This window comes from Ignavibacteriales bacterium, assembly GCA_026390595.1.
In the GTDB taxonomy this organism is placed as follows: Bacteria; Bacteroidota; Ignavibacteria; order UBA10030; family UBA10030; genus UBA9647.
The window spans coordinates 1-14,240 of sequence record JAPLFQ010000026.1 but is presented as its reverse complement, the minus strand read 5'-3'; the positions used below and the strand labels follow the sequence as shown (position 1 = coordinate 14,240).

Here is a 14,240-nt window from a genome sequence, read left to right as displayed (position 1 = left end):
TCTCTCCCTAGGCTGATGGCATCGTGAAGAAAAACGTGGCACCCTGCCCCAATGTCGATTCCACCCAGATCTTCCCTCCGCTGGATTCGATGATCTTTCGAACGATGGTCAATCCCGCACCAACGCCTTCGTACTCATCCTTCCTGTGGAGACGCTGGAAGATCAGGAAGATCTTTTCAAAATGGGTCGGTTCAATGCCAATTCCGTTGTCCTGGACAAACAGCGCTGCGCCTTCCGGCGTCGAACGCGCTCCGATCTCAATGCGCGGGATCTGTTTGTCACAAAATTTCAGAGCATTGGCAATCAAGTTGCGGAATACAATCCGCAAATGCGTGTCCACCCCCACGATTGCAGGCAACTTTTCCTGCACCACGATAACCGCTTTGCGTTCGCGTATCGAAAAACGCAGTTCCTCAAGCACTTCGTTGATCAGCGGAGCGAGGTCGATCGTTGACCGCTTCTCCGTCAGCTTGCTGATCCGTGACAGCAGCAGCAGATCATCGATCAAACGCTTCATATGCTGGCACGAATCCATGACAGCCTGAAGGTATTCGCGTCCACCTTTGTCGAGCTGATGCTGGTATTCGTGATGAATCATCTTCGTATAACCCTCGACGCTGATCAACGGCTCTTTCAGATCGTGCGAGACCACGTACGTGAAATCATCAAGTTCCTTGTTGCGTGCTTCGATTTCGCGCGATTTCCGGACCGTTTCGTGATACAGTTGCGCTTTCTCAACCGAAATGCCCGCAAGATGCGCTATACTCTGCAACAGGGTCAGATGCTCCTGCGAGTAGCTCTCCGGTGTGTAGGAATGTACCGAGAGCACGCCGATAATTGTCTGCTTTGAGACCATTGGTACCATCATCAGCGAAGAAGCCGTGGATTCCCCCACTGCCTGGAGTTGATTCGCTCCTGGTTCCGTTCTCAGCTGTAACAGGGGCTTCCGGGTCGAGATGACAGTCAATCTCGACTGTGACTTGTCGAGCGCTTCCGTCATGTGCGGCACGGCAATCTCAGCCCGCCTGCCGTTGACCAAGTCGACTGCGTAGACAGGTCGAATTTCACGCCGCTCGTCATCATAGAGATCAATGGAAAACCCATCGACGGGGATGACCTTCTCTACTTGCTCGTACGTATTCCGGGCAATTTCTTGGATGTTGAGCGTCTCCGTGAGAGCGCTGCTAAGATCGTACAAAACCTGGAGTCTCTGGAGCTGCCGGCTCAGTTCTTCACGCGAGGCCTGACGTTCGCTGATGTCGCGCGCGATGTTGACCATCAGAACCGGATCGCCGGTGGCATTGCGCAGCAAGGTCGTGTTCAAGCTCACCGCCACGCGTTCTCCGTTTTTCCGCAGCCACGTGATATCGAAATCGCGCAATACGTTGTGCTCGCGTAATTGTTCCAACCAGCTCATGAATGACCCAAGGCTCTCCTCAGGGACCCATGGATACGGTATCTCTGCGGCAAAGGCCTCACGCCGCGAGAACCCCGTGAACCGTTGGAACTCGTCATTAACATCAAGGACCTTTCCCTGAAGGTCTGTGATCACCAGGGCGTCGACCATCGAATTGATGACGTTCCGTAGAAGGCTTTCGGAGTCGGTGAGGCGCTTTTCGAGTTCTTTCCGGTCGGTGATGTCGCCGATCGTCACGTTCAGAGCTGGCGCTCCCCTGTACCAAATCAGCGCAAACGATGTCTCCACGTCGACGGTCGCCCCTCCTGGCTTGAGCATGCGGGTTTCAAAACGCATGGGAATCGCCTCGCCCCGGAACACCCTGTGCTGCAGCAAGGAAAAGAACATGCGCGAACCGTCATCCAGGAATTCCCGGATTTCCTTCCCCACAATCTCTTCACCTGACCGGTAACCGAGAAGCTTGCAGAATGTTGGATTTACAACCGCCAGCTTTTCAGTCTGCAGTATTGCGATTCCGTACGGAGAATGTTGAAACAGAGAATGGTAGTCGGTGTCTTCGTCACCCCAGGGGACGGAGAAGAACTCGTCCAACAAAGCCGTAGTCCCGCGAGCCTTTACTGCCAAACCCTCGTTTGAAGTTTGCTCATGGATGCGCGCAAGACCAATAAGCCTCAACTCTCCGTCGAGAATCGTCGCATGCAGTCGCAGCCTCAGCGGTTTGCCTTCCTTCTGCTCGAACGCAACTTCGGCATCAAGGGCTTCTCCATGAGAGAGCCTGGCCCGGAATCCCCCCACAGTGCTGGTGCCACGAAGAGTGAAAATCGCATCAAGCGTCTTCCGCTGCAATACACTGCGCCGCCGATTCAAGAGCTTGACTACGCTTTCATTCGCCTCAAGGCACCGGCCGAACCGATCGGTAATGAGAAGAGGAACAAAGGATTTTCCAAAAGCTGATTTGAACACGTCAATGTGCGGCTCAGGAGAGGGGTTTTTCGCATCTCTCGGCGTGGTGCTCTTGCTCGCCACCCGCTTCTTCACTCTTCCCTTGGAACCCCGATATGTGGCGGAGGTGCTCTTCATGACCTCTCGATCAGATCCACCGGAGTGACTGCACGCCTCCCTACGAACCTGGAAAGTTCTGAGATGCGATCAAGGAGATGGCGGAATTTTTCCGGTTTGAGTGACTGGAAACCGTCGGAAAACGCAGCCGTGGGATCCTGGTGAACTTCAATCATGAGGCCGTCAGCACCGGCGACAATCGCGGCTTGAGCCATCGGGACCACAAGGTCCCAGGCACCAGTTCCGTGACTCGGATCGACAATGATGGGCAAATGCGAAAGTTTCTTCACAAGAGGCACCGCGTTCAGGTCCAGCGTGTTGCGAGTGTACGGTTCGAAGGTACGGATCCCTCGTTCGCACAGCACGATGTTGTAGTTTCCGCGCGAGGCGATATACTCTGCCGACATCAGGAGCTCCTCGATCGTCGCGGAAAGACCCCGCTTAAGGATCACCGGTTTCCCGGATTCACCTACCTTCTCAAGGAGAGAGAAATTGTACATGTTCCGCGCACCGATCTGAAGAACGTCGGCATACTGTGCAACCATCGGAAGTGTCTCCGTATCCTTCACCTCCGTTACTACGTGCATGCCCCACTTGTCTGCCGCTTCGCGGAGCAGTTCCAATCCTTCATTCTTCAGTCCCTGGAATGAGTAAGGAGATGACCTGGGTTTGAAGGCACCGCCGCGCAGAAACCTGACCCCCATCCCGCTTAGAATCTCAGCGATTTCAAAAATCTGGCCGCGACTCTCCACCGCACAGGGACCGGCAATCATTGTCAATTCCCGACCACCGATACGGTCTCCACCCACGGCGACTACCGTATCGTCGGGTTTGACTTCCCTGCTGACTAGTTTGTACGGTTTTGAAACAGGAACGGCATCCTGAACACCCGGGAGGCTTCGAAAAAGATCAGGGTCAAGTCCCCCCTTGTTACCCGTAATTCCGATTGCCACCCGCTGCGCACCTGGAATTTCATGGGGAGTGTAGCCAAGGGAGACAATCCTCTGCTTCACTTTCTCGAGCTCTTCGTTCGAGACTCCCTGTTTCATCAATACAAGCATCGCATCTCTCCGCTTTCATTCACACTGTTACCAGCTGCCCGAGGATCCACCGCCCCCGGCCATTCCTCCTCCACCACTGAACCCGCCACCGCCGCCAAAGGAACCTCCACCCGACGATCCCCCGCCAAATCCTCCTCCTCCGATGTAGGGCCATCCCCATCCCGAGCGATACATCGAGCCCCCTGAACCGATGACAGTGCGCCTTCGCGACGAGAACATCGGCAGCACGAATGCTCCCATGATGCCGAAGAATAGCATCGCGAGTATAACTGATGTCAGAGGAGCCTTCTTGCCTTTCGGCCCAACCTTGTATTCACCGGCGGTCGCAGAGATGATCGCCGTTACCGCACCATCCAGGCCTCCGTAGAAATCCCCCGTTCTGAAGCGCGGGTTCATCTCGCGTTCTCGTATCTGCATCGTGGCGGCGTCAGTGAGGACGCCTTCCAGCCCATAGCCGACCTCGATCCTCGCCTTCCGGTCCGCTTTGGCTATCAGAATGAGGATTCCGTTGTCTTTCCCCTTCTGACCAAGCTTGTTCTTCTCGAATACCCGCATGGAGTAGTCTTCAAGCGACCCGCCCTCGAGGGAATTGATGAGAAGGATCGCGACCTGCGTCGAGGTGGAATCTTCAAACTGCTTGAGACGCGCATCCAGAGCCCGCCACTGATTGAAGCTGAGCGAGTTCGTGAAATCGGTTACTCGCTGCTGCAATTGCGGCACTTCCGGCTGTGCTCGAAGCGTCGCCGAACAGAGTGAAAGCATTATCAGCAACAGAACCCGAAAGGTTCGCATATGGATTCCTCAGAATTTAACTTTCGGAGCCTGATCGGCTCCGGTTGCTGCCGCGAAATACGACTTCTCCTTGAACCCGCCCATAGAAGCGATGAAAGAAGCAGGGAATCGGCGAATCATTGTGTTGTAGGCCTGTACCGTCTCGTTAAACCTGCGCCGTTCCACCGAGATCCTGTTTTCGGTCCCTTCAAGCTCCTTCTGCAGCGCAAGGAAGTTCTCGTTTGACCGCAGCGTAGGGTAGTTTTCCGTCACCACGAGAAGACGTGACAGCGCCGAACTCAAACCATCCTGGGCCTGTTGAAATTTCGCAAAAGCCTTTGGATCGTTCAGTACTTCGGGCGTAATGGACATTTGGCCAACGCGGGATCTGGCGGCCGTTACGTTCTCAAGCACTTCCTTCTCCTGTTTGGCAAATCCTTTTACCGTCTCGATCAGGTTCGGAATGAGATCATACCGCCTCTGATACTGGTTCTCCACCTGGCTCCAGCCAGCCTTCACCCCTTCTTCAGCGCTTACAATTTTGTTGTTGACGGAAATACCATAGCCAACAAATCCGAGCACAATGAGAACTACGAAAGCAACGACTCCCAGAACTATCGCCAACGTTCGATTCATAGGGAAACTCCGATATAAATGAATGAGTGCTTCAACTGCGTTTCTTCACAGCAAAGACTTCTAGCGCCACACGGCTGTCATAGATTGGAAATTCGCCGCTTATACAGTTTATATCAAGAATATCATGAGCATTGTACCAAAACTTGGCAGGAAAAACAAGGACTGGCGGTTTCGGATAATCATCCATTTTCGCTCCAGGAAGCAGATTTCCGGACTCAATGTCTACGGGAAGCTCCGTCATGAACAAAAAAAAGGCGACCCGCGAGTCGCCTTTGAATGGGCATTACGTTCCTACGGATCCTGAATACTACTTCAAGAGCGCCCTCGAGATGACGATCTTCTGAATCTCCGATGTTCCCTCATAGATTTCCGTTATTTTCGAATCACGGAGAAAGCGCTCCACGTGGTACTCACGCATGTACCCATATCCCCCATGAATCTGAATAGCTTCGAGCGCGCAATGAACTGCGGTCTTTGAAGCGAAGAGCTTCGCCATCGCAGCCTCAGCGGCGAAGGGCTCTTTGCGATCTTTCAGCGCGGCCGCGTGAAGAATCAAATACCGGGAGGCCTCGATGTCAGTCGCCATCTCTGCGAGCTTGAACTGGATCGCCTGCAATTCAGAAATCGGCTTATCAAATGCCTTCCGTTCCTTGCTGTATTTTATTGACGCGTCAAGCGAGGCTTCGGCTATCGCGAGACCCTGGGTAGCGACCCCGATACGCCCGCCATCCAGCGTTTTGAGGGCGAACTTGATACCGAATCCCTCTTCCCCTATCCGGTTTGCCGCCGGAACACGGCACTCTTCGAATGCGAGCGAGACCGTATCTGAGCTCCTGATCCCCATCTTTTTTTCCTTTTTCGCCACCGAGAATCCCGGGATCCCCTTCTCGACAATGAATGCACTTATTCCCCGCGCGCCTTTCGACCGGTCGGTCGCTGCGATCACGATGACCACATCTGCGTTCGAACCGTTTGTAATGAAGTTCTTTGTTCCATTGAGAACATAATGGTCACCGTCCCGCCGGGCCGTCGTGCGCTGGTTCGTGGCATCGCTTCCCGCTTCAGGTTCAGAAAGTGCGAATGCCCCGAGTTTCTTCCCGGACGCGAGATCGATGAGATATTTTTGTTTCTGTTCGTCCGAACCATGCATGTCCAGTCCCCAGCAGACAAGCGAGTTGTTGACCGACATGATCACACACGCTGAAGCGTCGACTTTCCCTATTTCTTCGAGGGCGAGCACATACGAGATCGTATCGAGCCCGGCTCCCCCGTATTCTTCCGACACCATCATCCCCATGAACCCCAGTTCCCCCATCTTCTTCACGGCCTCATACGGGAACAGTTCTTTTTCATCGCGTTCCAACACGGTCGGAGCGAGCTTGTCCTGCGCAAATTTCCGCGCCGTGTCCCTGATCATCAGGTGAGTATCCGAGTACTGGAAATCCATAAGATTCCGTCAGGTTGTGTACGTGTAAAATCCCCGGCCCGTTTTCCGTCCAAGATGTCCTGCTGCAACCATCTTCTTCAGAAGTGGGCACGGGCGGTACTTTGAATCTCCAAGTCCCTTGTGGAGAACTTCCATGATCGACAAACAGACATCCAGGCCGATGAAATCCGCCAGGGTCAGCGGACCCATCGGGTGATTCATGCCGAGTTTCATGACCGTGTCAATCGATTCGGGGGTCGCAACTCCTTCCATGACACAGTACATCGCCTCGTTGAGCATCGGCAGTAAAACCCGGTTTGAGACGAATCCCGGATAGTCATTCACCTCAACAGGCACCTTCTCGAGCGATTCAGAAAGCGACTTCACTGTCTGGTACGTTTCATCTGTCGTCGCAAGTCCGCGTATGACCTCAACGAGTTTCATGACAGGGACGGGATTCATGAAGTGCATCCCGATGACCTTCGCAGGCCTTGCGGTGACGGCGGCCAACTCTGTGATCGAGATCGACGACGTATTGGATGCGAGGATTGTGGAGACTTTCGCAAACCTGTCGAAATCCCTGAAGAGCTGTTTCTTGATCGGCTCGTTCTCGGTGGCCGCTTCGATAATGATGTCGGCCCCGCTGCACGCTGCTTCGAGGATCAGCTCCGCCTTGATTCGGCCAACCGTCACCGCCTTTTTCTCTTCGGTGATTGCCCCCTTCTTGACCTGCCGATCAAGATTCGCTCGAATAGTCTGGAGACCACGGTCAATGAACTCTTGTTTGACATCGTGGAGCGTCACCGCATAGCCGAACTGTGCGAATGTGTGGGCAATGCCATTGCCCATGGTACCAGCTCCGACAACTGTCACCGCTTTGATCTGTTCCGTTATCATCGCATTGGATTCCGTTTCACGTTAAGAATGCACCACTTCACTTGAGAAGCTCGACAACTACCGCGCTCGCCTCACCCCCACCGATGCAGATTGCCGCCAATCCCCGCCTCTTGTTTCGTTGTTTCAGTGCATGGAGCAACGTTACGAGGATTCGTGCGCCGCTTGCGCCGATGGGATGTCCCAAAGCCACAGCCCCGCCATTGACGTTTAGCTTCTCCATATCGATTCCCACCATCTTCTGGACTGCGAGCGAAACAACCGAGAACGCTTCATTGACTTCAAAGAGGTCGATGTCCTCGACTTTCAGGTCGCATCGTGTGAGTACCTTCTTAATCACATCCACCGGTGCTGTTGTAAACCACTCCGGTTTTTTCGCGGACGATGCAAAGCCAACAATTCTTGCCAATGGTTTCACGCCGAGATGTGCCGCCCTCGTCGTTGACATCACAGACAACGCTGCGGCGCCATCGTTGATTTTCGACGCATTTGCTGCGGTGACAGTCCCATCCTGCTGAAATGCCGGTTTTAACTTCGGTACTTTTTCGAAATCCGTTTTGAAAGGCTCCTCGTCCTGTTCAACGAGACTGTCGCCTTGCTTGTTCTTGAGCGTCACGGGGATAACTTCCTCCTTGAACCTGCCGTCAGTCCAGGAACTTTGTGCCCGTTTGTAGCTGAGGATGGCGAATTCATCCTGGGCTTCCCTGGGGATGGAACATTCACGCGCACAGATTTCCGCGGCGTTCCCCATGTGGAAATCGTTGTAAACATCCCACAGGCCATCCCTGATCATCGAATCGATGATCTTGCCATGGCCCATTTTGTATCCATCACGCGCCTTTTCGAGCAGGTATGGCGAGTTCGACATGCTTTCCATACCGCCTGCAACAATTGAATCCGCATCTCCCAGCTGTATGGCCTGGGCTGCGAGCATGACAGCCTTGAGACCGGAGCCGCACATCTTGTTGATCGTCAGACATTCGACTGAATCCGGGAGACCCGCGAACAGCGCGGCCTGACGGGCGGGGGCCTGTCCAATGCCGGCAGCCAGGACGTTTCCCATAATGACTTCCTGCACATCGGTCTTCCCGATACCAGCTCTGCGAACCGCCTCCTCGACTACAAGAGCGCCAAGCCGGGGAGCACTGACCGAAGCGAGCGATCCCATGAATGAGCCAATAGGGGTCCTGCAGGCACCCACGATGACGACATCGTTTGCCATACTCAGTTCTTTCCGAATGATTGGACTATCAGGAAGGATTCACGCCGCATGCAATACCACGCTCCCCACTGCTCCCCCACACTACAGGATCAGCTATTCATCGACTTCAGGAATTCTTTGTTCGATTTCGTTCCCCTCATCTTCTCAAGCAGGAATTCCATTGCCTCCACGGGCGTAAGGTCGCTCAGCAGTTTTCGGAGGATCCAGACACGAGCGAGTTCCTCCGCATCCTGAAGGAGTTCTTCTTTGCGTGTTCCAGACCGGTTGACGTCGATCGCCGGGAAGACTCGACGATCGCTCAGCTTGCGGTCGAGCACAATTTCGTTGTTGCCGGTTCCCTTGAATTCTTCGAAGATAACTTCGTCCATACGGCTGCCGGTTTCGACAAGAGCCGTTGCAATAATCGTAAGGCTCCCTCCTTCTTCGATGTTTCGTGCTGCTCCGAAGAAGCGTTTCGGCCTGTGGAGAGCGTTTGCGTCCACACCGCCGGAGAGGATCTTGCCGCTGTGAGGAATAACGGTATTGTGTGCACGGGCAAGCCGTGTAATGCTATCCAGGAGAATAACCACGTCCTTTTTCGCTTCCACAAGGCGTTTCGCCTTCTCCAGTACCATGTCGGACACCTGCACGTGCCTCTCGGGTGGTTCGTCAAACGTAGAACTCACCACTTCAGCACCGACTGTCCGCTCCATATCGGTCACTTCTTCGGGGCGTTCGTCGATCAACAATACGATGAGCTTTACTTCTGGATGATTACGGAGGATGCTGTTTGCGATCTTCTGCAAGATAACCGTCTTGCCTGCTTTTGGCGGAGAAACGATCATACCGCGCTGACCTTTGCCTATGGGGGCGAGGAGGTCCATAATCCTCATCGAATACTCACCAGGCGCAGTCTCGAGCTTGAGCCGACTTGTGGGGTACAACGGCGTCAGGTTGTCGAACAGCGTCCGTTCCCTGATTACGTCCGGATGGTCGTCGTTGACGGCCTCGACGCGCAGGAGTGCGAAGAACCGTTCGCCTTCCTTGGGGGGGCGAACCTGGCCGCTCACACTATCTCCCGTCCGAAGGCCGAATTTCTTGATCTGAGAGGGAGAAACGTAAATGTCGTCGGGAGAGGGAAGATAGTTGTAGTTTACGGAACGCAGAAAGCCATACCCGTCCGGCAGTACCTCAAGAACCCCTTTGCTGAAGCTAAGGCCGTCCTTCGTTGTCTGAGCTTCGAGAATCTTGAAAATGAGTTCCTGTTTTCGAAGATCACTGTACCCTGAAATATTCAGTTCTTTTGCAATCTGATTCAGCTCGGCGATCTTTTTGGACTTGAGTTCGGTAATGTCCATTGGCATAGTAGAACGATCCTATTGGAAGAAAGATGGAGTTGGAGAAATCTGAAAACGAAATCCTCTCGTTGGCGCTGAGGATGACCTACGTTGAAGTATCAAAGGTTGGGAGTAGCGATTTGACGATTGAGAAGTGAATTGGTTGGATGACAAACAACACGAACAGAAGAAACTTCAAGAACTACGGGGGTAATATACCCCAATGAGCCCTGATTGTCAAGCCCTTTTTAGGCCCAGAGCTGCCACGGCTTCGCCGACGACAAAATGCGACCCTGTGACGAGAATCGTTCCATTCGGTCCGGCGAGCTCCATCGCAAGCCTGATACCTCCTTCAACACTCAGAGCTGCCCGGGTTCTGCATTTCTCCCTTTCAAATGCTGCTGCAATATCGCTTGCAGAGCGTGACCTGGGCGTATGAGCAGCTACTGCCACGACCTGATCGGAGAGCCGAGAGGCGAGCCCGTTTCGAAGTGCTGCCTCATCGATCCGAAATGAACCCGAATCATTCAGCACCTGAACGGCCCGAAGTGCAACCCCCAGATTCCCCAGCTGGTACTGTCCGGGCAGGGAGACCCGGAGGTTCTTATACTTGTTCTTTCCCAAGGTGAAATCGACCAAAGTTCCTTCAAGTGTAGCCTCTCTCACCCTGGCGCGGTACCCGGTTCCGAGAAACAATGGAGCGTGGTTCTGTCTGCATGCTCTTTTCAACACAGCAAGAGCCCGCGGCTCACGAATTCCTGTGACACAGGGAGTGTCCTTCTTCACAATCCCAGCTTTCTCAAGAGCGATCTTCTCCAGAGTATCTCCCAGTATTTCGGTGTGCTCCAGGCCGATGTTCGTGATAACAGAGCAGACCGGACGCAACACATTCGTCGAGTCGAGCCGACCGCCGAGACCGGTTTCGATGACCGCGACATCGACCTCCCGCTGGGCAAAGTGGGCAAACGCAATAGCCGTTGTCGCTTCGAAAAACGTGGGATGGTGCCTGAGTATCGACCGCTTCAGAAACGTGGTGAGCCTGCTCAATGAGGCACGCGGGATCGCTTTTCCGTCGATGCGGATCCTCTCCTCGAACTTGACGAGGTGGGGTGAAGTATACAGCCCGGTCTTATATCCTGCCGCTGTCAGCATCGCAGCGAGCATCGACGCAGTCGACCCTTTGCCATTCGTACCGGCGATGTGCACGGAGGGGAATTCCTTCTGCGGATCTTTCAACTCCTTGAGGAGCCGGGAGATCCCTTCGAGGCCAAATTTCATTCCGAGCCGTTCAAGCCCGAAAAGGAGTTGAATGGATTGAGAGTATGTGAGCAAGGGAAATGAGGAAAAGGTCAAAGCCAGGATTGCATGACGGAAAACTGCACATTTGACTCCATGGCACGGACAAGTTGTCCCACATCCGAAAGACCCTGCGACTCGGCAAATGCTCGCAGCCCCTTCGCAACCTTGACGCCTGTCGAGGGATCGACAAAGTTCGCTGTGCCAACCTGAACGGCCGTCGCGCCGACGAGCAGGAATTCGGCAGCATCTTCGGCAGTCATAATTCCGCCGATGCCGATGATTGGTATCTTCACCACCTGAGCCACTTCATAGACTTTCGCGAGAGCTACCGGCTTGATTGCAGGACCGGAAAGTCCGCCTGTCACAGTTGAAAGCTTGGGTTTGCGCGCGCGGATGTCGACAGCCATGCCTATAAGCGTATTTATGACCGAAACCGCATCTGCGCCAGCTTCCTCGACTGCTTTCGCGAACTCGGATATGTGCGTGACGTTTGGCGTCAGTTTCAGAATGAGGGGTTTTTGAGTCAAGGGCCTGAGCCGCGCGGTGATCTGGCGTGTCATGTCGCAGTTGGTCCCGAAGTTCAGGCCCCCTTCCTTCACATTGGGGCACGAAATGTTGATCTCGTATCCGTGGATCCCTTCCTGCTGTTCCAGAAGGGATAAGACGTCGCAATACTCCTGCACCGAACTCGCCGCTATGTTGGCAATAATCGTTGTGTTGAGAGTCCTGAGATACGGCAGCTTCTCCTGAATGAACGAATGCACGCCGATATTCGCCAGACCGATGGAGTTTAGCATGCCGCTTGGCGTTTCAACAATGCGACGCGGCGGATTACCATCGCGGGGTTTCCAGGACAACGACTTTGTGCAGATCCCTCCGAGTTCGTTTACGTCCACGAGATGTTTGACCTCGTCGCCATAGCCAAACGTGCCCGATGCAACCAGCACCCGGTTTCGAAATTCGACGCCTCGTATGGAGAAGGATTCTTTCATACACTACCGAAGAATGACATCTTTACTTTTAAAGGTCGGGCCATCTGTGCAGACAAGGGCATACTTCTTCTTGCCGTCAGTCCGCTCAACGGGACATCCCTGACAAATCCCCATTCCGCACGCCATATCTCCTTCCAGGGAAAGTTCGCACTCAATTCCCATGCTGGACGCGTAAGCAGACAACGCCTTCAACATAGCGGTGGGACCACAACCGAATACTTTCACATTCGTTCCAACCACACCTCTCAATTCGGCCTTCAGGAGGTCAACGACATTCCCTTTGAGCCCCATAGATCCATCATCCGTTGCTACCCGGATATTTCTGAGATGATGTTCAGTCACCTGGGAGCGGGTACGGGCTCCAATCAGCGTGACGATTTCTTTCTTCTCTTTGAGCAGGAAATCCGTGAGAAATGGAAACGGGGCCACTCCCAATCCACCGCCAACCAGGATCGCTTTGGCAAAGTCCCCCGATGTGCCGAACGGAGTCCCGAGCGGCCCGAGGACATCGAGCACATCGCCGGGCTGCTTCAATGAAAGCATCTTCGTTCCGTGCCCAATGACGTTGAACATCAGCTCAACCAGATCGCCATCGACGCGTGAGATACTGAAAGGTCTCCGAAGGAGCGGCAAACATCCCTCACCGCATCGGATATTGACAAACTGACCAGGGGCCGATCGTCGCACAATCTCGGGAGATCGCATTGCCAACCGGTAGATGCTCTCGGCAACCTCTTTGCGGCTGACGACCTCGACTGAAGACTGGATAATTGCTGTACGGGCTTCGTTCACTACTTTTCCTTCTTACCTTCACGTTTCACTGTGTCGACTTCAACTGGGGGCTTCTTTTGCATGAGATCCGGTTCGAATCGCATGCGCAATGAATCAGGCATCGGGGGACGCGTGATGTTCCGGTGCTCCGTGGAATCGTCCGCGATTTTCGGAATCGCCATTTTCGTCCCCTTCATCGTCGAATCCGGAAGGGCTTTTGCAGGCACGCCGCTGCCAGCGGACTTGACACTGTCCGGGAGTGCTTTCTTCAGCGAATCGGCGGCAGGCTTCACTGGCGCTTCAAGGGGAGGAATTCGTTTCTGTGCGGCCAGGCCATATTTGGTGGCAGCGAATTTCTGCGCAAGGGTATTGTATTGCGAAAGAGCGCTATCCGGACGCGCGAGATAATTCTCATAGATCCAAGCCATAGTGTATCTGCTTTTCGCCACAAGCGGGGATTCTCCAAACTCGCCTACGATCCGCCACAGAGTATCGAGCGCCCTCTTGTGTTCGCCGGCATACATGAGCGATTCCGCGACCGCGTACACTCCTGCAGCGGGATCCACTTCCTTCATGGTTGGACGAAAACCGAGCGCGATGCGAGACTCTTCCGCGTATGTGGATTTCGGATATTTCTCCGTGATGAGCAGATAGAGGTCTTCTTCGTTTCCATATTTCTTTTCAGCATTTGCGCGCGCAACCTCCGCCAATACGTACAGGGCCCGGGGCGTTTGGATGCTGTCGATTCCCAGCTTGAGCGATTTGCTCAGCCAGTAGAACGCAGAGTCCGGAACGTCCAAATCTGCATAGAACAACTCACCCGTGAGGTATGAAAGCTTCCCGAGCGACGCGATCAGTGTGTCTTTCTTAGGCTTCGGCCAGTACTTTGGGAGATCTTTGGCTTTCGTTTGGGTCGAATCCCGCATAGCCATGGAGTGAAGAGTGTCACCGCGGGCGTTGAGCGTATCTCTTCGCGCGAAGACAAGGGCGCTGTCACCTTTTGGCCGGAGCGAATCGGTTTTGGCCGAGGTGATCGCGGAGTCCACCCTAGCGCTAATGAGTACGGAGTCCCGTTGTGGAGCCGCTGTGGAATCCCTTGTTACTGATGCAATGGTACGGCTTTTCCTCGTCGATGAGACAGCCTGCTCTTTCATGCTCTGGCCCAGCGAGGAATCGGGTTTTGTCCTCCCTTCAAGCGTATCCTTCTTGATCCAGAGGCTGTCGATATCGAGGATAGAATAAATACTGTCCAGTTTGAAATACTGCGTCTGCAACCGGAAATAGCTTTCGAAGGCCGCGACTCTTTTTGTGGCGTCCTGCGTCAGTTCCGTCGGCCCACCGACCAGGGCGTGCGAATATGCCAGACGCGCGTCTGC

Annotated in this window: 12 protein-coding genes; all 12 read right to left on the bottom strand. The window is 54.1% G+C overall.

Annotated features, from left to right (window positions below):
- Positions 1 to 7: 7 nt before the first annotated feature.
- Positions 8 to 2,497 (bottom strand): PAS domain S-box protein, encoded by a 2,490-nt coding sequence (locus NTU47_15325; protein ID MCX6135181.1) that lies wholly within the window; start codon positions 2,495 to 2,497, stop codon positions 8 to 10.
- Entirely contained in the window at positions 2,494 to 3,537 is a 1,044-nt protein-coding gene (gene aroF, locus NTU47_15320) for a 3-deoxy-7-phosphoheptulonate synthase (GenBank protein MCX6135180.1), read from the bottom strand. Before aroF ends, NTU47_15325 begins: the two co-directional genes overlap by 4 nt.
- Before the next feature lie 27 nt (positions 3,538 to 3,564).
- On the bottom strand, positions 3,565 to 4,329 hold the full coding sequence (locus tag NTU47_15315) for a TPM domain-containing protein (protein MCX6135179.1): 765 nt from the start codon (positions 4,327 to 4,329) through the stop codon (positions 3,565 to 3,567).
- Positions 4,330 to 4,338: 9 nt separating this feature from the next.
- On the bottom strand, positions 4,339 to 4,944 hold the full coding sequence (locus tag NTU47_15310) for a LemA family protein (GenBank protein ID MCX6135178.1): 606 nt from the start codon (positions 4,942 to 4,944) through the stop codon (positions 4,339 to 4,341).
- Between the two features lie 307 nt (positions 4,945 to 5,251).
- Positions 5,252 to 6,391 carry an acyl-CoA dehydrogenase gene (locus NTU47_15305; protein ID MCX6135177.1) on the bottom strand — a complete coding sequence of 380 codons (1,140 nt, stop codon included), beginning with the start codon at positions 6,389 to 6,391 and terminating at the stop codon, positions 5,252 to 5,254.
- Between the two features lie 9 nt (positions 6,392 to 6,400).
- Positions 6,401 to 7,267 carry a 3-hydroxybutyryl-CoA dehydrogenase gene (locus tag NTU47_15300; protein ID MCX6135176.1) on the bottom strand — a complete coding sequence of 289 codons (867 nt, stop codon included), beginning with the start codon at positions 7,265 to 7,267 and terminating at the stop codon, positions 6,401 to 6,403.
- Between the two features lie 37 nt (positions 7,268 to 7,304).
- On the bottom strand, positions 7,305 to 8,486 hold the full coding sequence (locus tag NTU47_15295; GenBank protein MCX6135175.1) for a thiolase family protein: 1,182 nt from the start codon (positions 8,484 to 8,486) through the stop codon (positions 7,305 to 7,307).
- An 89-nt stretch (positions 8,487 to 8,575) separates the two neighbouring features.
- A complete protein-coding gene (gene rho / locus NTU47_15290; GenBank protein ID MCX6135174.1) occupies positions 8,576 to 9,823 on the bottom strand; it encodes a transcription termination factor Rho in 1,248 nt (415 codons plus the stop codon).
- Between the two features lie 216 nt (positions 9,824 to 10,039).
- Positions 10,040 to 11,080, bottom strand: coding sequence for a Mur ligase family protein (locus NTU47_15285; GenBank protein ID MCX6135173.1), 1,041 nt, complete (start codon positions 11,078 to 11,080; stop codon positions 10,040 to 10,042).
- A gap of 71 nt (positions 11,081 to 11,151) precedes the next feature.
- Positions 11,152 to 12,093, bottom strand: coding sequence for a dihydroorotate dehydrogenase (locus NTU47_15280; GenBank protein ID MCX6135172.1), 942 nt, complete (start codon positions 12,091 to 12,093; stop codon positions 11,152 to 11,154).
- A gap of 3 nt (positions 12,094 to 12,096) precedes the next feature.
- Positions 12,097 to 12,885, bottom strand: a complete 789-nt coding sequence (locus tag NTU47_15275) for a dihydroorotate dehydrogenase electron transfer subunit (protein ID MCX6135171.1) — start codon at positions 12,883 to 12,885, stop codon at positions 12,097 to 12,099.
- Positions 12,885 to 14,240, bottom strand: a 1,356-nt coding sequence (locus NTU47_15270) for a hypothetical protein (GenBank protein MCX6135170.1), incomplete at its 5' end; no start/stop codon positions are given. The genes NTU47_15275 and NTU47_15270, both read right to left, overlap by 1 nt.

Excerpts from the sequence above, each read along its gene's own strand:
- NTU47_15325 (MCX6135181.1), bottom strand. The coding sequence starts at position 2,497 with ATGAAGAGCACCTCCGCCACATATCGGGGTTCCAAGGGAAGAGTGAAG.
- aroF (MCX6135180.1), bottom strand. The coding sequence starts at position 3,537 with ATGCTTGTATTGATGAAACAGGGAGTCTCGAACGAAGAGCTCGAGAAA.
- NTU47_15315 (MCX6135179.1), bottom strand. The coding sequence starts at position 4,329 with ATGCGAACCTTTCGGGTTCTGTTGCTGATAATGCTTTCACTCTGTTCG.
- NTU47_15310 (MCX6135178.1), bottom strand. The coding sequence starts at position 4,944 with ATGAATCGAACGTTGGCGATAGTTCTGGGAGTCGTTGCTTTCGTAGTT.
- NTU47_15305 (MCX6135177.1), bottom strand. The coding sequence starts at position 6,391 with ATGGATTTCCAGTACTCGGATACTCACCTGATGATCAGGGACACGGCG.
- NTU47_15300 (MCX6135176.1), bottom strand. The coding sequence starts at position 7,267 with ATGATAACGGAACAGATCAAAGCGGTGACAGTTGTCGGAGCTGGTACC.
- NTU47_15295 (MCX6135175.1), bottom strand. The coding sequence starts at position 8,486 with ATGGCAAACGATGTCGTCATCGTGGGTGCCTGCAGGACCCCTATTGGC.
- rho (MCX6135174.1), bottom strand. The coding sequence starts at position 9,823 with ATGGACATTACCGAACTCAAGTCCAAAAAGATCGCCGAGCTGAATCAG.
- NTU47_15285 (MCX6135173.1), bottom strand. The coding sequence starts at position 11,080 with ATGAAATTTGGCCTCGAAGGGATCTCCCGGCTCCTCAAGGAGTTGAAA.
- NTU47_15280 (MCX6135172.1), bottom strand. The coding sequence starts at position 12,093 with ATGAAAGAATCCTTCTCCATACGAGGCGTCGAATTTCGAAACCGGGTG.